Source organism: Falsibacillus albus (assembly GCF_003668575.1).
GTDB classification, from domain to species: Bacteria; Bacillota; Bacilli; order Bacillales; family DSM-25281; genus Falsibacillus; species Falsibacillus albus.
Window position 1 is genome coordinate 117,250 of record NZ_RCVZ01000004.1, and the last position, 21,344, is coordinate 138,593.

At 40.7% G+C, this 21,344-nt stretch carries 20 protein-coding genes; 6 read left to right on the forward strand and 14 right to left on the reverse strand.

The window, feature by feature from the left end:
- Positions 1-105 precede the first annotated feature (105 nt).
- The 5 genes from tlp to acnA form a co-directional block, all read right to left on the reverse strand.
- Positions 106-363, reverse strand: coding sequence for a small acid-soluble spore protein Tlp (gene tlp, locus D9X91_RS07695; RefSeq protein ID WP_121680017.1), 258 nt, complete (start codon positions 361-363; stop codon positions 106-108).
- Between the two features lie 98 nt (positions 364-461).
- Entirely contained in the window at positions 462-605 is a 144-nt protein-coding gene (locus D9X91_RS07700; RefSeq protein WP_121680018.1) for an acid-soluble spore protein N, read from the reverse strand.
- Positions 606-670: 65 nt separating this feature from the next.
- The gene (locus D9X91_RS07705; RefSeq protein WP_121680019.1) at positions 671-802 is read right to left on the reverse strand and encodes an FbpB family small basic protein; all 132 of its coding nucleotides are present in this window, start codon (positions 800-802) and stop codon (positions 671-673) included.
- Positions 803-864: 62 nt separating this feature from the next.
- Complete coding sequence (locus D9X91_RS07710; protein ID WP_121680020.1) at positions 865-1,416, reverse strand: peroxiredoxin family protein; 552 nt, start codon at positions 1,414-1,416, stop codon at positions 865-867.
- A 324-nt stretch (positions 1,417-1,740) separates the two neighbouring features.
- Positions 1,741-4,452: an aconitate hydratase AcnA gene (gene acnA / locus D9X91_RS07715; RefSeq protein ID WP_121680021.1), complete on the reverse strand. Its 2,712-nt coding sequence runs from the start codon at positions 4,450-4,452 to the stop codon at positions 1,741-1,743.
- A gap of 359 nt (positions 4,453-4,811) precedes the next feature.
- Between acnA and sspO the strand changes: the two genes are divergently transcribed.
- A complete protein-coding gene (gene sspO, locus D9X91_RS07720) occupies positions 4,812-4,961 on the forward strand; it encodes a small acid-soluble spore protein O (RefSeq protein WP_121680022.1) in 150 nt (49 codons plus the stop codon).
- Between the two features lie 50 nt (positions 4,962-5,011).
- On the opposite strand, the gene D9X91_RS07725 is transcribed toward sspO, so the two are convergent.
- Positions 5,012-5,275, reverse strand: a complete 264-nt coding sequence (locus tag D9X91_RS07725) for a hypothetical protein (protein ID WP_121680023.1) — start codon at positions 5,273-5,275, stop codon at positions 5,012-5,014.
- Positions 5,276-5,390: 115 nt separating this feature from the next.
- Between D9X91_RS07725 and D9X91_RS07730 the strand changes: the two genes are divergently transcribed.
- The 3 genes from D9X91_RS07730 to D9X91_RS07740 all read left to right on the forward strand — a co-directional run bounded on the left by D9X91_RS07730 (position 5,391) and on the right by D9X91_RS07740 (position 9,847).
- Entirely contained in the window at positions 5,391-5,534 is a 144-nt protein-coding gene (locus D9X91_RS07730) for a small acid-soluble spore protein P (RefSeq protein ID WP_121680024.1), read from the forward strand.
- A 653-nt stretch (positions 5,535-6,187) separates the two neighbouring features.
- Positions 6,188-6,562, forward strand: coding sequence for a hypothetical protein (locus D9X91_RS07735; RefSeq protein WP_121680025.1), 375 nt, complete (start codon positions 6,188-6,190; stop codon positions 6,560-6,562).
- 132 nt (positions 6,563-6,694) lie between these two features.
- A complete protein-coding gene (locus tag D9X91_RS07740) occupies positions 6,695-9,847 on the forward strand; it encodes an EAL domain-containing protein (RefSeq protein ID WP_121680026.1) in 3,153 nt (1,050 codons plus the stop codon).
- Between the two features lie 42 nt (positions 9,848-9,889).
- Here the strand turns inward: D9X91_RS07740 and eat are convergent, their stop codons facing one another.
- From eat to D9X91_RS22840, 4 genes are all read right to left on the reverse strand, one after another.
- Positions 9,890-11,269, reverse strand: coding sequence for an ethanolamine permease (gene eat / locus D9X91_RS07745; protein ID WP_121680027.1), 1,380 nt, complete (start codon positions 11,267-11,269; stop codon positions 9,890-9,892).
- 275 nt (positions 11,270-11,544) lie between these two features.
- Positions 11,545-14,064: a DEAD/DEAH box helicase gene (locus D9X91_RS07750; protein WP_121680028.1), complete on the reverse strand. Its 2,520-nt coding sequence runs from the start codon at positions 14,062-14,064 to the stop codon at positions 11,545-11,547.
- Between the two features lie 176 nt (positions 14,065-14,240).
- Positions 14,241-15,854: an amidohydrolase gene (locus D9X91_RS07755; protein WP_121680029.1), complete on the reverse strand. Its 1,614-nt coding sequence runs from the start codon at positions 15,852-15,854 to the stop codon at positions 14,241-14,243.
- A 304-nt stretch (positions 15,855-16,158) separates the two neighbouring features.
- Positions 16,159-16,257 carry a putative holin-like toxin gene (locus tag D9X91_RS22840; protein ID WP_233569736.1) on the reverse strand — a complete coding sequence of 33 codons (99 nt, stop codon included), beginning with the start codon at positions 16,255-16,257 and terminating at the stop codon, positions 16,159-16,161.
- Positions 16,258-16,484: 227 nt separating this feature from the next.
- Between D9X91_RS22840 and D9X91_RS07760 the strand changes: the two genes are divergently transcribed.
- Positions 16,485-16,736 (forward strand): GlsB/YeaQ/YmgE family stress response membrane protein, encoded by a 252-nt coding sequence (locus tag D9X91_RS07760; protein WP_121680030.1) that lies wholly within the window; start codon positions 16,485-16,487, stop codon positions 16,734-16,736.
- A gap of 6 nt (positions 16,737-16,742) precedes the next feature.
- Here the strand turns inward: D9X91_RS07760 and D9X91_RS07765 are convergent, their stop codons facing one another.
- The 3 genes from D9X91_RS07765 to D9X91_RS07775 form a co-directional block, all read right to left on the reverse strand.
- The gene (locus tag D9X91_RS07765) at positions 16,743-16,946 is read right to left on the reverse strand and encodes a spore germination protein (protein ID WP_121680031.1); all 204 of its coding nucleotides are present in this window, start codon (positions 16,944-16,946) and stop codon (positions 16,743-16,745) included.
- Between the two features lie 123 nt (positions 16,947-17,069).
- Complete coding sequence (locus D9X91_RS07770) at positions 17,070-18,632, reverse strand: glycine betaine uptake BCCT transporter (RefSeq protein WP_121680032.1); 1,563 nt, start codon at positions 18,630-18,632, stop codon at positions 17,070-17,072.
- A gap of 487 nt (positions 18,633-19,119) precedes the next feature.
- Positions 19,120-19,650, reverse strand: coding sequence for a lytic transglycosylase domain-containing protein (locus D9X91_RS07775; RefSeq protein ID WP_325050506.1), 531 nt, complete (start codon positions 19,648-19,650; stop codon positions 19,120-19,122).
- Between the two features lie 290 nt (positions 19,651-19,940).
- On the opposite strand from D9X91_RS07775, the gene D9X91_RS07780 reads away from it, so the two are divergent.
- On the forward strand, positions 19,941-20,228 hold the full coding sequence (locus D9X91_RS07780; protein ID WP_121680034.1) for a hypothetical protein: 288 nt from the start codon (positions 19,941-19,943) through the stop codon (positions 20,226-20,228).
- A 557-nt stretch (positions 20,229-20,785) separates the two neighbouring features.
- On the opposite strand, the gene D9X91_RS07790 is transcribed toward D9X91_RS07780, so the two are convergent.
- Complete coding sequence (locus tag D9X91_RS07790) at positions 20,786-21,286, reverse strand: cupin domain-containing protein (RefSeq protein WP_121680036.1); 501 nt, start codon at positions 21,284-21,286, stop codon at positions 20,786-20,788.
- Positions 21,287-21,344 lie beyond the last annotated feature (58 nt).

A 21,344-nucleotide genomic window follows, 5' to 3' on the forward strand; every position in this document is an offset into this window, starting at 1 on the left:
AAAGCACCTCTCCTATCTCTATATTTCCCATAAGAAATTATAGCATGTAATGGGAAGAAAAATGAAACGAGACCGTCCCAAGCATAGGGACAGTCCCGATAAAAGTTATTGATAAGAGTTTTGATCATCCCGAAAGCCAGATTTGCGAGCTTGAGCTTCATCCTTCATTTCATCCCTCATTGCCTGAATGCTTTCTCGGCGTCTCTCATTCTTCGCTTTTATCTGTTCAGTTTGCTGAACACTCTCGGAAAACTCCATGGATGCCTCGGCTTTCTCCATGTTTTCGATTGTGTTTTGAACCATGTCCTGCAACTTTTCAACATTATCATTACGGTTATCCGGATTTGGTGTATTTCTTGTCATAATGAAATTCCTCCTAGAGAAAAGTAATGGCTGCTACACAATACATAGTATGTGCGGTTCCCATGTCATTATTAGTGTGAAGATTTAACATCTTTCTGCTACTCGCCTTTTGTTTGGATCACTTGTGCATGCTGGCCCGATTGGTCTTGCATTTGTTTCCCTTTATTGCCTCCAGCGGATCGCGGCTGTGTACCAATATGGTTTGGAACAAAGTGTTTTCTGCTTCCTTTTGGATTGCTCATGAAAAAATCCCCCCTTGATATCAGTTTTTCCTGATGAGGGGAGATTATGAATTCACATAATTGGTTTATTCTGCTTTTCTTACATGCTTTTCTTCGAGTCGTGCTTCAATTCGCTCTAATGCTTCTGTATCTTTCAATAATGCTTGTTTATTTTCAAGCACTAAATCGGCAAATGATTTTTTTCTTATTTTTCGCATCCATTGACACTCCTTTTATCGCTTAGTGTTCCTAGTATGGACGCAAATTGAAAATATTATAATTATTTTGCAAATTTTTGAAAATCTTCATACGTCATGATGCCGATGTGTTTCTTTTGGATGACACCTTTCCCATCGATTAAATAAGACATCGGTATAGTTAAAACACCATATTTTTCATTTACGGCATTATTTTTGTCAAGCAGGATCGGGAAGGTGATCCCGTATTTCTTTGAAAAACTTTCTACATCACCAGTGGAGTCTATATTGATCGCCAAAATGACTGTATTTTCGGGCAGCTTCTGATAAAATTTCTCCAATTCAGGCATTTCCATTTTACATGGGGAGCACCATGTAGCCCAGAAATTCAAGATGACTTTCTTACCTTTGAATTGTGATAAAGATTTATTCTTTCCATTTAAAGATTTTAACGTGAAATCAGGTGCGATCGTTCCCGACTTCAGCCCAGGAAGGTTGTCATCCGTAAATGCAGCCCCATTAGCTGCATATACCTTGGCATCATTCTCAGCTGGCGTCTTTCTTTCGATGGCTTGAACAATTAAGGTTGTAAACATTATGGCGAATATGAAAAATACCACCAATTTCTTGACCAATACTTCACCCCCGAATGGCTTGTCAACATTAGCCTATTCCAAACATCTGAAAAATATTTCAGATGTTTGGAATACACGAGTTTCAAATTAATCAAACGTTTGATTAATTTTGTCGATTTGCATTGGGGTTTTAATCAAACGTTTGATTAAACGATGTCGACTTTGGGGTATTATTGGTCAATCCTACTGTCAAAAAGTGTTGAAATTAAGAATCTTTCTTCAAGATGACTGGAAGTGTCGTTTTTAATCAAACGTTTGATTAAATTTGTCGTAACATGCAAAAAGCCACTTTGCTTTTCGCAAAGTGGCTTTTCTGATGATTGATTACGCGTTCAATTTACCGCGAAGCACCATTTGTAGGATGCCTCCATGGCGGTAATAGTCAACTTCCACATCGGAATCAAAACGTGCAAGAACTTCGAATACCTTCTTGTTTCCTTGATCGTCTGTAGCCGTTACAGTTAGAATATCGCGTGGCTTAACATTTTCATCGATTTGAACATCAATTGTTTCATTACCTGTTAAACCTAATGTTTCCGCGTTCTCACCTTTTTTGAATTGAAGCGGCAATACGCCCATCATAACCAGATTAGAACGATGGATGCGCTCATAGCTTTCAGCGATGACTGTCTTGATGCCCAATAGGTTTGTACCTTTGGCAGCCCAGTCACGGGAAGATCCCATTCCATAATCTTTGCCGGCAAGGACAGCAAGACCTGTTCCATTCTCTTGATATTTCATGCATGCATCATACATAGCCATTACTTCGTCAGTCGGCAAGTATGTCGTGAAGCCGCCCTCAGTACCTGGCGCCATCCCGTTGCGGATGCGTATGTTCGCGAAAGTACCGCGCATCATAACTTCATGGTTTCCTCGGCGGGAACCATAGGAGTTGAAGTCTCTGATTTCTACTCCATTATTGCGCAAGTATTTACCTGCAGGCGTGTCTTTACCGATTGCACCTGCTGGTGAAATGTGGTCAGTTGTGACGGAATCACCAAATTTACCTACTACCTTTAATCCTGATAAAGGTTTAACTTCATCAGCATTCGGTGCCAGCCCTTCAAAAAATGGAGGGTTTTGAATGTAAGTAGAATCTTGGTCAAAGCTGTAAAGCGGCTCATTGCTTGTTTTGATTTCGTTCCAGCGTTGGTTGTCTTCAAACACGCTTTCATATTCTTTGCGGAATAATTCAGGTGTTACTGATTGCTTAACTGCAGCCTTCACTTCTTCAGAAGTTGGCCAAATATCTTTAAAGAAGACATCGTTTCCGTCTTTGTCTTTTCCGATTGGATCATTTTTAAGATCGATATCGACTGTTCCAGCCAAAGCATATGCCACTACAAGTGGTGGTGATGCCAAGTAGTTGGCTTTGACCAATGGGTGGATGCGTCCTTCAAAGTTACGGTTACCGGAAAGAACAGATGTCACAAGAAGGTCGGAATCAGAAACAGCAGTTTCGATTTCTTCTTTTAACGGACCTGAGTTCCCGATACATGTTGTACAGCCGTATCCTACCAAGTTAAATCCAAGCTTTTCTAGGAAAGGAAGAAGGCCGGAATCTCTTAAGTAGCCTGTAACGACCTTTGAACCAGGTGCTAAAGATGTTTTTACGTAAGATGGCACTTCCATGCCAAGGTCAGCAGCTTTCTTCGCTACAAGGCCCGCACCAAGCATAACGTATGGATTTGATGTATTTGTACAAGATGTAATCGCTGCAATTGCAACTGCACCTGTTTTCATTGTAGTCTCATCACCATTTGTGAAAGAAACTTTAGCTTCTTTATTAAATTCGGACTCATCCAAACCAAAACCTTGGTTTCCTGCAGGTGCAGTGACGGCTTTGTGGAAAGAGTCTTTCATGGATGAAAGCGGGATTAAATCTTGTGGACGCTTTGGTCCAGAAAGATTCGCTTCGATTTCAGACAAGTTGATTTCCACTACATCTGTGTAAGTTGGATCTTCTTTGTCTGGAGTGAAGAACATATTGTTCTCTTTCAAATATTGTTCAACCATACGGATATGTGTCTCATCACGTCCTGTTAAACGCAAGTAGTCCAGCGATTCTGCATCGACTGGGAAGAATCCGCAAGTTGCACCATATTCAGGAGCCATATTGGCGATTGTTGCGCGGTCAGCTAATGGAAGCGTTGCAACACCAGCACCGAAGAATTCAACGAATTTCCCAACTACGCCTTTGCTGCGAAGTACTTGAGTAACTTTTAATGCAAGGTCAGTGGCAGTTGCTCCATTTGGAAGTTCACCAGTCATTTTTACACCGATGACTTCCGGGATCGGGAAATATGATGGTTGGCCAAGCATACCTGCTTCAGCTTCAATTCCACCAACGCCCCAGCCAAGTACACCGATTCCGTTGATCATGGTTGTATGTGAATCTGTTCCAACCAATGTATCTGGATATGTTTCAAAATCGCCTTCAGTTGTTTCGATTGCATGAACGACATTTGCTAAGTATTCAAGGTTGACTTGGTGTACGATACCTGTTGCAGGTGGTACAGCGCGATAGTTTTTGAATGCTTTTTGAGCCCAGCTTAAAAATTGGTAACGCTCGGCGTTGCGTTCAAATTCCAACTCCATGTTTCTTTCAAGTGCATCCGGAGTGCCGTATTTGTCAACTTGGACTGAATGGTCGATGACGAGGTCGACTGGGATTTCAGGGTTGATTTTGTCAGGGTCCCCTCCCATGTCGGCCATTGCTTTTCTAAGCGATGCCAAGTCTACGACTGCTGGAACACCAGTGAAGTCCTGAAGGATTACACGTGAAGGTTTGAATGGCACTTCAGCATCCTTTACTTCTGGTGAACCCCATTTTGATAAATTTTCAACGTGCTCTTTTGTGATTACGCGTCCATCCAATTGACGCAATACAGATTCCAATAATACTTTTACTGAGTAAGGCAGACGTGAAACTTCTGCTACGCCAGCTTCTTCTAAAGCTGATAAACGATAATAGTGATAACGTTTTCCTTCTAATTCGAAAGAAGAACGAGCGCTAAATACATCGTTCTTTGCCATCTCGATTCCCCCTCTTAAGAGATTTTAAAATTAAGTTCAAAGTTTGGGCGAAAAACTCAAAATTTGTCCGTTTTTAAGCTTTTCTCACATAATAATCTTAATATAAGCGATTACATAAGTAAATAACAAGAAAGTTATTGTTTTTGATAAGTTTTGCTTATTGTAAAACTGACTTTGAACAAAATTCCTTATTAAGTGTAACATATTCCCTTTCTTATTACTCGCCTGAACTATCGAGAATATTCATAATATTATTTTAGGAAAATAAAAATGTGTTGTTTAAGTAATGATTCCACCCATTCGGCATGTAGTAAAATGACGAATTGGGCACATACTAATTCCGTGGAGGTGAAATGATTATGACAAAACGAAAAGCCAACCACGTAATACCTGGGGCCAATGCCGCAAAATCGCAAGGAAATGGTGCCGGCTACAACGAAGAACTTGCCAATGAACCGTTAACAGAAAAAGAACGCCAAAATAACAAAAAACGCAAAAAGAACCAATAAAATAAGCGGTGTACCTTCGGTGCCAGGCACCAGGGTACACCGCTTCTCGATTAATCTTGATAATCGTTTACTTCCTGTACAAGCGATTGCAGGTCTGATCTGTATTTTTCCAATTGTGTACGCTGGTGCTCGCTTGCTGTCTCCAGGGCATTTTCAATTTGCTGATAGGCTTCATTCACTTCATTTTTCAGATGGGCAAGCTGTTGACCGTAGCTTCCCCCATCTTTGACGACTTCGCTATATGCATCTTGAGCTTGTTCGTAGCCCTGCTGCGCAGCTTGAAAAGCTTGCTGCTTATTTTTATGGTATGGCATTCTTTGATCTCCTTTATATTAAAATGATTGCACCATATAGGATGGACAAATTCCCGGAATTTATTCAGTATACGATCGCCGATTCGGACAAAACCTATTTTCAGGAGGGATGGATATGAACAAAAACGATAGCAAAGACATGAGAAAAAATGCCCCTAAAGGTGAAAACCCCGGCCAACCGGCACCACTTAGCGGATCACATAAAGTAAAAAACCGCCAGCACACAAGACAAAAACACAACAGCGGCCATGATATGTAGAAAAGCGCAGGCAGCTTGTTTAGAGGCGTATAGACTGGACTGAAGCGCGTGAGATAAAGGAAAAACGATTGGCGTAAGCCAATCGATGTTGACTTATCGTAAGCGCGCTGAGGGAAGTCTACTAGCCTCTAGCTGGCGGAGCTGGACAAAAGAAAAGCGCAGCCGGCTTGAACAGAGGCGAAGAGATTGGACTGAAGTGCGTGAGATAAAGGAATCACGAAGAGGGTCAGCGATTCGATGATGACTTATCGTAGACGCGCTGAGGGAAATCTTACAGCCTCTAGCCGGCGGAGCTGGACAAAAGAAAAGCGCAAGCAGCTTGAACAGAGGCGAAGAGATAAAGAACAAAGGCTAAGTTCGCCACGTCCTCGAAAAATGAAAGGCATTTTTCTTCGTGCGATGCGTCGCTCCGAAGATTTCCTTGTCCTGTGGCAACGCCTTTGCTAGTACATCCTGTACGTCGAAGATAAAGGAATCACGAAGTTCGTCAGGAATTATCGAAGAAGACGTGAAATGACCTCATTAGTTGGGGTCATTTTTTTTTGGTTTTTTTAGGCATCTTCCCCTTTTCCATTATAACTAGTCCCTTTGCCTTCACTAATTTGTACGTTCGTGAATAAACTGAAAAAAAGTAATTTTCGGGGGCACTTTTCATGGATGAGAATCAGTTTGACAGCGGGGAACTTGAAAAATGTTTGGAGCAAATGTTTTTAGATCCATTAACATCGTTACTGGACTACACTCAGTTTCGTGTGGATGTATTTGAGACAGGTGAAGAAATAATTGTGGAAGCGTTGTTTCAAGATTCCCATTTTCAAGAAATAATCCTTGCCCGGAAAGATGAATGTTTGGAGATTGAAATCGTCCTGGATGACCAGTCCAAGAGAAAACGGGATATTTCGTTTCCATTTTCATTGCAATTCATCCCGTTCGAAACATTTTGGGATGATCGCCGGTTGGAAGTCAGGATGAAAAAGAAAATTGAATCCAGTCCACAGCCGACTATGTATCGAATTCAAAGCAGCTGATCATATAAATCCGAGCTTCTGTATATGCAGAAGCTTTTTTGTTTCTGTTTTTTCTGACAAATTTATATTGCCCCATCCGTAGGTCAGAAGTATGATAAATAATGACAGTTTTTTTAAAAGGTGGAATTTTTCGTGGAACATATACCTGTTACATATAGTCCCTTCATTCTTGTAGTGTTATCCGTATTAATCCCTTTAGTAGGTGCGTACACTTTTTTTGAAATATATTTATTATTAATAAATAGGGCATTGTCCCGGAAACAGCTCTTGAGCGGAGCCATCATCTTAGGAGTAAGCATTTGGTCGGCCGCGGCTACAAGCATTATTTCCATTGAAGGCGGGCAGTCCTTTCAGCTTGATTGGCTGATTGGTTCATTATTATTAGTGTTCGCTTCTGCATTCCTTTCGCTTTGGTCCATTTCAAAAGCTCCCCGGACCGTATATTTGTATGTGTTTTCCGGTTTTTTGTTGAGCATAGCGATTATTGGCGCACAAATGATGCTGGATAAAAGCTTGATCGGGATTCACATATTTAACAATGATCAATCTTTTTGGCTAATCTCTGGAGTCGTTTGTGCAATCAATATTAGCAACATGGTTATTTTCTTCTACATCCTCGCGAGAAATGTGTCCATACTTAAATATTGGCTCACGTTATTTTTGAGTATTTCTATTTTTGCCATGAATTATTTGACTTTATCCACCTCTACTTTGGGTATCGATTCTTCCACTTACAATGGCTATTCCATCCATGAAAATAACTTGGTATTCATTATTTTATCATCGATGTTTATAGTAGTTGGTATTTTACTGATGATCTCTCAGTTCAAGCAAAAGCAGTGGGAAAATCAAGCAGCTTGGAAGAATGTTCAACTTCAGTCTCTTTTTAAGCAAAATCCGGATGGAATTATCATTTTTAATAAAGATGGCCGTGTGGTCAGTGCAAACCCAGCGAGCTGTAAAATTACGGGCTTTTCTTTCAATGATAGCAATGGACAGGAATTCACTAAGTTTATTTCTACCACAGATATTCAAATGGCAACAAAGTATTTTAAGGAGTCCATTAATGGAAAGATCCAGCAATTTGAAATCCTTAGTTATCATAAAAATGGCCGGGAGCTCATGTTGAGGGTCCAATCCTTCCCCATCATGAATGACCAAAAGATCACCGGTATTTATGTGATTTTTCAAGATATGACCGCTCTTCACTCCTTGCAATCCGATTTAATGGAGAAGGAAGAACATTATCGTCTTGTTTCTGAAAATATGAGTGACTTAGTAAGTGTGCTGAATAACAAAGGGAAAATTGAGTTTGTTTCCCCTTCACATCAAAAAATCCTCGGATATCCACCTGATTTTTTGGATGGATTGCAGATCAATCATTTTATACATCCTGATGATTTTCATGTCTTGCTTTCTAAATATAAAGTGATGATGAAGTCGAAAGAACCTGTCCTAGCCAATTATCGCCTGCTTCATCAAAGCGGCCATTATATTCCTACGGAGTCTTATGTGGTCCCTATTTTGGATGAAGAAAAACAGCTTCAAAAAATGCTTGTCTCATCCAGGGATATTACTGAAAGAAAAAAATATGAAGAGGAATTATTGGATAGTGAGACAAAATATCGTGTGATTGCCGAATATTCTTATGATCTTATCCGCGTCATTGACCCTTCTGGAATTGTCCGTTACGCTTCTCCCTCTCATGAATCCATTCTCGGTTATTCAGCAGAGGAAATTATAGGGGCAAAATTCAATCAGAATATCCATCCAGATGACTTTGAAGAGGTGTCAGGAAGGTTCTATCGGAATTTAAAAATGGTTAAGCATGAGATACTGGAATATCGAATGAAATGTAAAGGTGGAGAATGGATCTGGGTGGAAGCACACTGTAATCCAGTCTATGATACCCAAGGCTATTTCAAGCATTATGTCATTGTTTCAAGGAATATTTCTGAGAGAAAAGCTTATGAAGCACAGCTTGAACAACTTGCGTTTTATGATTTGTTGACTGAAATTCCGAATCGTAGGTTGTTTCAATCTGAATTTACAGCCTTGATTGATCATGCTTCAGCCAATAATGGAAGTTTTGCATTGTTCTTACTCGACTGTGACCGTTTTAAGTGGGTGAATGACACATTCGGCCACGATACAGGCGATGCTTTATTAAGATGTTTTGTCAGAAGAATCAAGAAGATTTTGTCCAAAGGCGATATTTTTGCACGCCTGGGTGGAGACGAATTCGCGATAATTCTTACGGATGTCCATCTCCAACATGAAGTTGAGATATTTGCGAAACGTATGGTGGAATCCCTGCAAAAAAGCTGGGAGGTCAATGGCCATGAATTTGTGACCACCTCATCAATCGGAATTTCCTTGTTTCCTAAAGATGGGAATTCGATCAATCAATTAATGGCTCATGCAGACCAAGCGCTTTATCAAGCAAAGGAATTCGGAAGAAATAATCATCAATATTACTCATTGGAAATGGAGAAGAAGCTAACAAGGAAGCTCGACATTGAAAACGGTTTGAAGACAGCTTTGAAACAGGAGAGATTTCATCTTGTTTATCAGCCTCAAGTCCTTCTTTCCAATGGTGAAATAATCGGAGTGGAGGTATTGCTAAGATACACCCATCCAGATCTTGGACCGATTTCCCCTGCCGAGTTCATTCCTTTATGTGAGCAGTCCGGCATGATTGATGAGGTTACCCATTGGGTTTTATCAAATGCATTTCATCAGCAAAAGCTATGGGAGAAAAGTGGTTTTCCTCCCTTGAAAATGGCCATTAACATATCTCCGATCACATTTGAAAAGAAAGTGTTTGTCGAATCTGTTGAGAGAATGCTGGTGGAATTCGATATAACGCCTGAATTGATAGAATTTGAGATAACGGAAGATGCCTTTATGCATTTTACACAGGAAGTAAAGGAAGCGATTGTGGCATTGAAATCAATGGGGATTCACATTGCCTTAGATGACTTTGGATCTGGCTACTCTTCTTTAAAGCAACTTAAGGAGCTGCCAATCGATAAAATTAAAATTGATCGTACCTTTATTCAAAATGTCCCTGCCATGAAAAGGGACCAAGCCATCATCGAAAGTATTTTGAGTCTGACGTTGAAATTGAATAATGAAATTATTTGTGAAGGAATTGAGACAAAAGAGCAAGTGGATTATTTATTAGCCCAAAACTGTCTTTATGGCCAAGGGTACTATTTCAGCCGACCACTCCTGGCAATGGATCTAGTGGAAAATTGGCTTGAAAAGGCAGTTCTTCAATAATAAAAAAGCGCCCATCCCTTGTACAGGTGGTGGGCGTTTCAATTAGGATATTTTTTCATCGGTTACATCTTCGATTGTGACAAACTCTTCGGATATGGGTCTTAATTTTTTTCTTCCAATCGCCAAATAATAAATTGTTCCAAGACCAAATACGATAAGAATCACAAAAATCAATGGAACTTCAATGCCAAAAACAGGCATATTTGTCGTTAAGATTGAATATCGAAGGACACAGTAGAATGAAAATAAACCTAATACTAATGAAATGGCTGGAATTATCGGGAACATTACTTTGAACGGCCTATCCAAACGCGGTTCATTCTTTCTTAATAAGAACAAGGAAATGAGACTAAGGCAATACATTGTAATCGCCCCAAATACCGAAAGGGTTATCAACGCATTTGCAAAGTTTGCTGAACCGGCACAAATCACACCGATGGACCCTGGAACGATCAATCCCCAATGAGGGACCCCTCTCTTGGATAATTTAGATAAAAAGCGAGGTAAATATCCTGCTCTTGCCAGTGCAAATGTCTGACGTGAATAACCGATGATAATTCCGTGCAAACTTGCGATTGTACCAAATAATCCTATTATAGCAACAGTGATCGGCAACAGACTTCCCTCTCCATATATATTAGCCAATGCTTGTGGTAAAGGATAATCTGCAGGTTTCCCTTCTCCTACGCCAAGGCCGGCTGTTACCAGCAATGTTAATATCGTACATGCTACAAGAGTCAAAATTCCGGAGATGAACCCTTTAGGGATGTCTTTTTTAGGATCACGTACTTCTTCAGCCGCCATTGCCCCGCCTTCTATTGCTAAAAAGAACCAAATCGCAAATGGAATCGCAGCCATTACTCCTGTCCATCCATGGGAAAATGAGCTTTCATTGAAAATTACCTTTGCATCGATATGGGGCAGTCCTGCTGCATAATAGATTGCTAACCCAATTAAAGCTAAAATCGTGGCAACCAGTTCAATAAGCGCAGCGCCCTTAACGCCGATCAAATTAATAAGAATGAATAGGACAAATACTCCTACAGTGGCATATACCGGATGTATAGCAGGAATTAAAAAGTTGATATATGCCCCCGTTGCAACTGCAATGGCAGGCGGTGCAAAAACAAATTCCAATAGACATGCAAGACCTGTCATGAATCCGCCGTATGCCCCCATGGCTCTTCTCGCGTATGCAGATGGCCCTCCTGCGTGGGGGATGGAAGTTGATAATTCTGCATAACTAAATATGAATGTCGTATAAAAGATCGTAATTATGATGGCAGCAATGATAAGCCCCATCGTCCCGCCTTTTTCAAAACCATAGTTCCATCCAAAATATTGACCGGATATGACCATCCCTACAGCAATGGCCCATAAATGAATAGGCTTAAGTGATTTTTGCAGATGATTATTTTCCATCCAATTCCTCCTTTTTAACTTGAAATTCTATTTCTATGTGATGGCTTTCGACTCTTAAAGTTGACCTCCTCTCTACAATCATTGTTTGTGAACCGACAAAAAAAGGCACCAAAAATGCAATACATTGCATTTTAGGCGCCTTTGCCTTGATTCATATTCACTTTTAGAAATTTTCAAATAAAAATAGTAATTAATTTTCATTATACGAAAACGTTTTCGCTAATTCAATATGAAAAAACGAAAAGATTTTTGGATAGGGTTCCCAAAATGTCTTATTAGTACAAATGTGAAATTCCCACCATACTCTCGCACTTATTACATTTTATGAATATATCCCCTCCAACTTTGTCTGCAGTTGCATCTTGATGACCGTCCGGACATAAGAGTTGTTTATGTTCAAGGTACACTTGCACCTGTTTGACAGTTAAGTATCTTTCTTGCCCACAATTTGAACAGCTGAATAAAACTTTTCCGTTTCGGTGCATGCGAATCGTCCGATGATGATCACAAAATGGGCAGCAGGTCCATTTTGTGATGTAGTCACCCAGGCTGACCTCTGATTTCCATGTTGCAGATTTAAGAAAGCTTTTAATCTTGATGCTTTTTTGGGGTGAGACATTCATTAATTCGAATAATAATTGAATGCCTTTCTTGGTCCAAAGTCTGGCAGGCTGCAGTTCATTTATCCCGAGTTGTTCTCCCCCAATCCACATTACCTTTCGATCTATGACGATAAATGGAAAGGTATATGAGCATTGTAATGGGTGAAATCTCTTTAATGGAATTGAAGTTGTAGAATTGGCGATTAATTTCACTTTAACTTCTTCATTCATCTTCATCAAAGACTTTTTAACCTCTTCTCCGAGTTCCCTCCAATGGGGTGTGGAAAGAATCACTTCTTTTTTTGCTTTTTGCAGGTCTGAAACCAAAGATTCTACTTCGTTCGGCCTATACCATCGAAGTCTTTTATGGAGAGAAAGGACATGTTTATTTATGATGGATGGCTGCTTTACTGCGTGATGGGAATGCAAGTGGTCCAAGAGCTTACGGACTGGTATTTGCGAGGCAGTTTTTTGCTTCAGAAATTTAGCATCGCCGAATGCCACAAATTTACCTCTTGCCCTTGTTACTGCTACATTTACTAGTCGGAGGCTCTGCTCGTTGGTCAAAAGTCTCCCAGGTGCGTTGTGTGAAGAACAATCTACAGTATCAAATAAAACCATATCCCGTTCTGATCCTTGGAATCTATGGATGGTCGCAGCCGCTAGACCTTCTTTGTCACCAGTTGTCCGATCTTCAGGAAAAAATATTTCCAGCAGCGTATTTACTAATTTTGCCTGTGCCCGATAAGGGGAGATGAATCCTATTGACGAAGTCCCTTCCGCCTGTGCTTCCAGCAAATTCTGTATGGACATTAATGCTGTGTACAAGTGAAAGCGAGAGTGGCTTTTTTGATCTTTGGCACCATATATTGCAGCAATCTGTGTATTTACCCAAATGGCCGCCTGCTGTGAAAAAGGTTTTTTTTCTGATATGGACTTCCTGTTATACCTAACAGAGGGATGGTCTTCCACATGGCCTCCATAAACATGACGGTTTGTAAATGAAGAAATATCTGGGTGCATCCTCCTCTGTTTGTTAAGGATATAAAGATGAGGATGCCGGTTCTGTGTCTCCACTGTCTTGACGATCCCTGCACGGTGGAAAATATCTTCCTTCAACCAGCGAGTGACATATTTATGGTCGGAAATTGCCACCGGAGGCAATTGCCGAAAATCACCGCTGATCAGTATTCGCTTTCCCAAGCTCGCAGCGAATCCAATTTGTGGTACATAGGCCATACTTGCTTCATCGACAATGACCAGGTCAAATGATTGAAGATAAATGGCTTGATCTGTCGCGGCTTTTGACAATGTAGCCCCGACTATTTTGGCCTGATTAATAATGGATGCTTCCTTATCTTTAAACAGCTGTCTGGAGCTGATATCAATTGCATGATAGTCTGTTTCCCCATCTGATTTAAAGCTTCTCGCTGCTAAGTGAGGGAAGCGGGATTCGACCCATTTTGCGGAAAACAAACTGGGGTGCTTGGCGATGGAACTATCGGATGAGTTCCCATATCGTATGACTTCTCCGGGAATCCATTTGTCATTTGCCTCTAAATATAGCGCGGTTTCTTCCATTAATACGTCAAGAGATGCGTTGCTATGGGCAAGGATCAGCACCTTTTGACCCTTTATGTATTTTCTTGCAGCAATTCTCGCCAACGTATAAGTTTTTCCCGTTCCCGGCGGCCCCCATAAATAGGTTGCGGGGTTATATTTAGTTCGGAGCATAAGTTCATGGATGCCGTTTTTTATAATGTCGGTCGGATGTCTTGCGATGTCGCCTGGTTTAAGGACACGCTGTATCCTCTGAAGCTTGGATTTTTTCTCCTTTGCTTCTTCGAGCCGATTGGACAGTTCGATCAGCAGCTGCCATGGCTCTGTATGAATTTCTAACTCTTTTACACGATTTCCGATAAATGAGGTCAATGAAATGATCATATCCGAACCTGATATCTGGATAACGGAACCTTGGAACCTCTTTCCATCAAGAGACGCTTTGATTGAACTTCTTTCAGGAATAATCGTTTCCATTCCTCGCTTAAAACGGTAGATTGCCTGATTTTTTTCTTTTAGCAAACATTCTCCGTTTTTTAATAAGTGCACGTCGCCACCCATTTTTTTTACTGTTTTGGCTTCATATTTAAGGGCAAATTGCCATTGCTTCATGATTGAATTCAAAATACTCATAGTAGTACTCCTCTATGATGGATTATAATAAAAAGCTCATCAGTGTTTAGAGACACAAGGTCTACCATACTAATGAAGCTTGGTTTCGTCAAATTTCAGATATCTTCATCCATCAAAAAAGGGATGCATATTCCTGCATCCCAAATAGATATTGTTTTGTTTGACTTTGTCTTATATCACTCGTCCTCCTTTTTGCTATACACCCGTTTTCCATTCATCCAAGTCTCACACACCCTCAGTTGGCGCAGATCCTTCGGTTCGACTTCCAAAGGATGATGGTCAAGTAAGATGAAATCTGCAAGAAATCCTTCTTCAAGTTTTCCTTTGTACTTGCTTGTAAACTCCATTTCTGCTGGAACGAAAGTATATCCATTAAAGGCTTGATCAACCGTTAGTTTTTCTTGTGGCATCCAGCCGTTTTCCGGTTCCTGATCCTTGTTTGTCCTGTTGACCGCCGCAAAGATGCCTTCCAATGGGTTCAATTCTCCAATCGGTGCATCCGAGCTAAGGGTAATGGGGATGCCGTGCCGGAGCAAACTGCCGAATGCATCGCAATAGGGTGCTAGGTCCTCCCCTACCCATTTTGCTTTTTTGTCCCACTCTCCCATCAGAAAAGAGGGCTGTGTTTCAATATAAGGTTTAAGCTTCTCAAGCCTCTTCAACAAATCCTCGCCTAATGTCTGGGCATGAATGATGCGGTGATGAAGCTTACTGGTCCTTGCCTCGTCCTGTTCCAGCGCAATGATGGCCTGTTCGACTGCACGATCTCCGATGGCATGCATGGCCACTTGCATGTTATTTTCTGCGGCCAGCCTGACCATCTCGTTCAATTCTTCTTGTGTATATACCAGATTACCTGCTGTATCGGGCTTATCCCGGTACGCCATTCGCAGGGCTGAAGTATGGAGACGCTGAGTGCCATCCAAAAAGATTTTGAATGCCCCTACCTTTACTTTATCGGTCCCTTCGCCAGAACGAAGTGAGAAATGTTCAAGGTAATTTGTGATGTCATTAATGTTGAATAAATAATGATGGAGATAGACCCTGATCGGCAATCTTTCTTCTTTTTCAAGCTGCGTGTAGGCATTCCATAATTTTTCAAATGAGCCGATGAAATTCAAGTCTTCTGTATGGATCGTCGTTATTCCATGCCTTAAAAGATGTGGGATGCCTGATAATATAGCTTCTTTTGCATTCTCGACGCTTCTTCCCCGAAAATGGCGTTTGATATAATGGACTGCAGTATCTTTGAATCGTCCATTCCATTGACCATCATCATTGGTTTCTTTAAAGTCATCCGGAATACCTTCGAAGTCATCTTCTTCCTTTAAAAGGTCGAGCACTTTTTGATTGACTACACATTCATGTCCATCCTGATGAAGAAAGAACATTTTCTTATCTAAATGGATTTCGTCCAAATCCTTTCCGGTAAGCAAGTGATCAATGTCCTCAAATTGACCGTCATTCAATCCCCGGCCGACAATCCAATCTTCTTCTTCCATTTGAGGATAAAATTCAGCTACTTCCCTCTTCATTTCATCCCAGCTGGTGACATGCCGCAAATCCAATTCGCTTTTCATCAAACCATAGCGCAGAAAGTGAAGGTGTGAATCTGTAAAGCTTGCAGTCATCACACGCTCTTTTGCATCGTATACATGTTCATTCTGTTCCGGTGACCTTCCCTCTATGAGATTTTCGATATACCCTTGCTCATCCAGCTTTACATGAAATATTCCATCTTTACTTTTTTTCTTAAAAGGCTGATACAATCTTACATTATCAATTATCACTGACTCGCCCTCCCAAAAAATGATCTATTTCATATGTTTCCACTGGAAAAATTGAAATAAACCTTTCTGAGTAGACGAAATAACTTGGAGAACAAAATAGTATGAGAGAAGAGTCTTTCTTTACAATACTCAAGCAAAAATTTATAATTAAAATAAATTAGCATATACTTTAAAATAGAAAAAAAAAACAAAAGAGATCTGGCTGCAACCAGATCTCCCATATACAGCCTTCACTGCAAGAAGAGCAGTGGCCAGGCAATGCAAAGCATAACTCACCCTACACTGTTGGCCGAGGCAGGGTGGGTTATTTCTTTTTGTTCATAGAAACAACAACAGCGATCACAGACACAATTAACGAACTGAACGTAATCATTAACGTCAATGCTTCATATGTTGTGACCATCGGCGACCACCCCCTTTCATTTGGGAGTGAAGCCACCATCCACCCTGCATAAAGACTGTATTGCTTTATTATAGCATAGGTTGGCCTGTTTTTTGGATGATATTCCCATAGTCCATTTGCCTTATTCTTTCCCTGCACTTCTTGCCGACAAGGCGACAATTGTTTAGGTTCATTCCAAAAAGGAAATAGTATATTCAATTACAGTATTATGGATAGGAGGATTCCTTGTGGGATTGCTGCTTTATTTAGTCATCGGGGGAATCATCGGATGGGCAGGAAGCTTCATCGCAGGCAGGAATGTGCCTGGAGGTGTAGCTGGTAATATTATTGCCGGTATTCTCGGAGCATGGATCGGAGGAATTATTTTTGGCGATAAAGGACCTGTTGTAGCAGGGATGGCTGTATTTCCTGCGTTGATCGGCTCCATTATATTTGTGATGATCATAAGTCTCATTCTTAGACTGTTAAAGAATACATGATGCAGACTATTTCTTTAGAACGCGGATGTCACCATTCAATATTTTGTTCCTATTCCAAACACAATCCCCGATGGATATGCAGCTGCCAATGATGATTGAGTTGGCGGTATGGCTGTTTTGGTAAGTTGGGCCAAAATTAATATTGGCGTTATTGGAGATATTATCAACAATGATTGAACCTACATTGATTTGAAAACACAATTTCTTCACCCCCCTCCTTCATTTTATGAAGGACACGGGTGACAAGCGTGTGTATTTGTCCATAAGAAAAACAATAACAGCCTATTTAAAAAGGATGATCCCTCTAACAGGGACCATCCTTTTTATTGATTATTAATCCAGATGAGGCTCAGGATTAGGGGTTGCTTCTGGTGTTGCCTTCGTTTTTGTCTTCTTTTTCGGTTTGATATATAAGCCGAGTTCTTTCTTCTCATGATTCAATGCTTTGTACAGTGAAATCATCATGAGGATCATGATGAACGAGAATGGGAATGCTGCGACAATCAAAGCGTTTTGCAGTGCCTGCAGTCCTCCGCTGTAAAGAAGGATTAATGCTACCGATGACTGTGCGATGCCCCAAGTCAGCTTGACAGTGTTTGGCGGCGTCAATGATCCGTAGGTTGTCTGCATTCCGAGTACGAATGTAGCAGAATCGGCGGATGTAATAAAGAATGTTCCGATTAGAATGATGGCTACAATCGATAACAATGTAGACATAGGGAACTGATTGAATACTGCGAACAATGTCTGTTCCGTTGCAAGTTTCGTCAAGTCAGCTGCACCGGATTGTTGTACATCGATGGCTGCTGTTCCAAATACGGCAAACCATAAAAAACTGACCAGAGCCGGCAAAATCAAGACGCCGAACAAGAATTCGCGGATGGTTCTTCCTCTTGAAACACGCGCGATGAAGATTCCCACAAAAGGAGACCAGGAAATCCACCATGCCCAATAAAAGATGGTCCATCCGTTGATCCAATCGCGGTGCTGGGCATTCAATGGTGCAATTCGGAAACTCATTTGCACGATGTTTTGAATGTATGAACCAAGTGAATCAGTGAATAGATTCAAAATGAATAATGTTGGTCCAACTATCAACATAAGGACAAGGAGCGCGACAGCAAGTACCATGTTTGTATTGCTCAAATATTTGATTCCTTTACTAAGTCCTGACCAAGCTGAAATCATAAATAAAACAGTAACAACCAGCACAATGATGAACTGGACTGTGAAGCTTTTCGGAATATCAAATAAATAAGATAATCCACCGTTGATTTGAACAGCTCCGAAACCAAGTGTCGTCGCTACCCCTACAACCGTTGCGAATACTGCGATGACATCCACAATCGTGCCCACGGCGCCTTTTGAGTATCTTCCTAGCAGCGGCTCAAGGGTGACACTAATTAATCCTGGTTTACCTTTTCTGAATTTAAAATATGCTAGAGCAAGTGCTACGATGGCGTAAATTCCCCAAGCATGAAGGCCCCAGTGGAAAAAAGTATACCTCATCGATTCCTTCAAGGCTTGATCTGTACCAGGCTTAGCAAGTGGCGGACTTACTGCGAAGTGGGATAATGGTTCTGCTGCACCCCAGAAGACTAGACCGATTCCCATACCTGCACTAAATAGCATTGCAAACCAAGTTCCTGTTGAATATTCAGGACGTTCATCCGGTTTTCCCAATCTGATGGAGCCGATCGGGCTCGCGATAAGGAATAAACAGAAAACGACAATTAAAGTGACTAGAATTAAGTAGTACCACCCGAAACTGGATGTGATGAAATCTTGTATGTTGGCTGTGACATCTTCGAAATTCTTTGGTGCAGCCACACCGTAAATTACAGAAGCAAGTACGATGGCAACTGTAATCCAAAATACGCTTGAAATATTTTTCATAATATTCTCCTTCCTGAGTTCAGTTATTTGGGGTAATTAAATAAAAATAACAACAGATATATATTCCCCCGATTCAATAAAAAAAAACCACGTTTTCAACCATAACAAATAACTAATGAATATTTCAAAGGAAAACCCTTAGAAACAGGTCTTTTTTACTAAAAATCCAGAATTTTTATTATTATAGATTTTTTTCTGAAGACTTTTTTCGTAAGCTTTGTTGCTATTCCTCTATTATTTTGCAATCCTGATTTCCACCTCAAGGATGCTCGCTTTTCAAGGGGCTGGATGTGAGCTGGAGTTTCTCACCTTCCGCTCCAATCATCTTTAAATAATATAAGGTTAAAAGCCTTGATCTATGAGAAAAAGTCTTTCTAAAGAATATTCTTTCACAGTGAAGATAAAAAAAGACACCTTAGTTTTAAGGGAACCCTAATTCATTCCATTGAGATAATGGTTACAGGGTATTCTTAAAACTAAGATATCTTCAATTTGGACCTTGATACATTTTAGAAAAATAGAGGACCTCCTGCACATATCTTTGACTATGATTATAGGCAAAGACGGCTTTTTTGATATGGCCATCAGCTGCCCCGTTTTTTGCCAAGTAATTCGCAGCGCTGTAAATGGCATCTTCAGGATCCCAGGGATCTGCTTTACCATCGCCATTGGCATCTACACCGTATCCCCCATATTTCTTGATGACAGCGGGGTCCGTTTTATCCTTTTCAGGGATATTACCTTTTCCCAAGCCTCCGCATGATGGATAAGACCAGCCCACAAACGTACACGGCATAAACTGCATTGGACCTTCTGCACCAGCCGAAGAAACCATATTGTGGACAGACGAGAATTTCGTTTCAACTCGATGATGGGCTGCCAACAGACTCCAAGGGATCCCGTATTTTTTTCCAGCAGCTTTATAAATGGGTATGTACTGAGGGGGAATATCCTTTTTTGCTTGATCTGAAACAAATTGATTCAATTTTTTGACGGAATTCGATGGACCGTAAATCATTATGTGAAGTCCTATTAATACAACAGGTATCAATAGGATATGAATAATTTTTATTTTAGGTTTTTTTCGATAATTTTTTCTAGGTTTGGATTTAGGTTTCATAGTCATTAAATCCTTTCTGCAAAACATCAACATTTTTCATTATAATCCACCCGCTTGCTTTTTTAAAAGAGAAAGATGAACGAATTAAGAAAATTCTTCATTTGGCGGAGAAATAATAAATTTTTTTCCAAATCGAGAGGATTTTCATGGATGGCATGGAATATTGTACATATTACGGAGGTGTTTAGATGGGATTAATCATGGATTTTTTGACAGCCTGCACTTATCTATTATTATTTTTTAGTTTTTTACTTGTATTGCTTTCGTTTGCTGAAAATAGTTATGGGAAACGGATTTGGTTTTCGGTCCTCTTTTCTATATCATGTATTCCAATCATTTATAGTCTATATATAGAGAAAAACCAAGTCGATCTCGGTGTGCATACCGGCCTGGGACTATCATTTCTATTCACATGGATCATGACAGTCATCGTATTTATCATCGGACTGATGCTATCTTTCCGAAAAACAGTTTAGTGTAAAAACCATTTTGGAACAGTCGGAATTAAAAAAAGATGAGGCTGGGACATAACTTATTCACTCCGCTCTAAAGACGAACAATATATTTTTAGCTTCTATTAAACCGCTGTTGATTTCCGCGCAAGACTTCGCTTTCCGCGGGGCGGGCGGTGAGCCTCCTCGCTTCGCTGCGGGGTCTCACCTGTCCCGCTAATCCCGCCGGAGTCTTCGTCTTGCACTCCAATCAACAGCTGGAATGTATCAAAAACTAATAAACATGCCTTAACAAGAAAAACCCGAACGAATCCGAAGTCTAAGGTAAGATTTCGAATTATAGTTCGGGATTTTCTTCGATTAAAACACTTTTGTCCCAGCCTCATCTTTTTATTTGGATCTTTGCTCCTACATTGTTTCTCTCGCTAAGAATGATGGATTTTTTGAGCGAAGTTTCAGCTTCAAAATAGCGTTTATAGAGAGAAAAGAGCTGGAAAACTTTATTTCAACGAACAAAACAGCTATTTTTACGTTAAAATCGGCATTGGGATTTTAACAACCATCTTTACGAAAACAGCCTTTTATTTCCAATGATCGAACATAGGTCCCTTTTTTCCATATATGGGATCGGTACGGGGTAATTTGACTTGCTGGATATTTGCAGCAGCCTTGCTATGATGTTGCTCGCCAGTCTTCATCAAATCAGCAGATTGTCCGCTCGGATAGGCGCCGACTACTTGGAAATCTGGGGATGCCAGTACTTTTTTATGACCGACACCAGCAGGGATGATCAAGACGTCCCCTTTCTGGACCTCTAATGTCTTTCCATTTTCTCCCCCCATCAGGATGCTGCCCTCACCCCCTACCACACCCAGTACTTCATGAGCAGTTGTGTGGAAGTGATGATACGGGTAGACTCCATTTACCCATACCCCATGCCATTCATTCGATTGAAATAGTTCACTGCACGCTTCCGGTGTATGATGGCTGTCCAGCGCCTGCTTATACACAAGAAGCGGGAGCGAAGGGTTATTAGGCGTACGGCAATCATCCTTGAAATGGTAATTATCGATTATTAACATGTTCTCCCTCCTTCGAACTGATGTATGTAAGAAAGAGGACTGTCCTTTCCCAAAAGTA

Coding starts and splice junctions, on each gene's coding strand:
- D9X91_RS07700 (WP_121680018.1), bottom strand. CDS start 605: ATGAGCAATCCAAAAGGAAGCAGAAAACACTTTGTTCCAAACCATATT.
- D9X91_RS07725 (WP_121680023.1), bottom strand. CDS start 5,275: ATGCCATACCATAAAAATAAGCAGCAAGCTTTTCAAGCTGCGCAGCAG.
- D9X91_RS07780 (WP_121680034.1), top strand. CDS start 19,941: ATGGGATTAATCATGGATTTTTTGACAGCCTGCACTTATCTATTATTA.
- sspO (WP_121680022.1), top strand. CDS start 4,812: ATGACAAAACGAAAAGCCAACCACGTAATACCTGGGGCCAATGCCGCA.
- D9X91_RS07790 (WP_121680036.1), bottom strand. CDS start 21,286: ATGTTAATAATCGATAATTACCATTTCAAGGATGATTGCCGTACGCCT.
- D9X91_RS07750 (WP_121680028.1), bottom strand. CDS start 14,064: ATGAGTATTTTGAATTCAATCATGAAGCAATGGCAATTTGCCCTTAAA.
- D9X91_RS07775 (WP_325050506.1), bottom strand. CDS start 19,650: ATGATTTACGGTCCATCGAATTCCGTCAAAAAATTGAATCAATTTGTT.
- acnA (WP_121680021.1), bottom strand. CDS start 4,452: ATGGCAAAGAACGATGTATTTAGCGCTCGTTCTTCTTTCGAATTAGAA.
- D9X91_RS07770 (WP_121680032.1), bottom strand. CDS start 18,632: ATGAAAAATATTTCAAGCGTATTTTGGATTACAGTTGCCATCGTACTT.
- eat (WP_121680027.1), bottom strand. CDS start 11,269: ATGGAAAATAATCATCTGCAAAAATCACTTAAGCCTATTCATTTATGG.
- D9X91_RS22840 (WP_233569736.1), bottom strand. CDS start 16,257: ATGGTCACAACATATGAAGCATTGACGTTAATGATTACGTTCAGTTCG.
- tlp (WP_121680017.1), bottom strand. CDS start 363: ATGACAAGAAATACACCAAATCCGGATAACCGTAATGATAATGTTGAA.
- D9X91_RS07730 (WP_121680024.1), top strand. CDS start 5,391: ATGAACAAAAACGATAGCAAAGACATGAGAAAAAATGCCCCTAAAGGT.
- D9X91_RS07735 (WP_121680025.1), top strand. CDS start 6,188: ATGGATGAGAATCAGTTTGACAGCGGGGAACTTGAAAAATGTTTGGAG.
- D9X91_RS07705 (WP_121680019.1), bottom strand. CDS start 802: ATGCGAAAAATAAGAAAAAAATCATTTGCCGATTTAGTGCTTGAAAAT.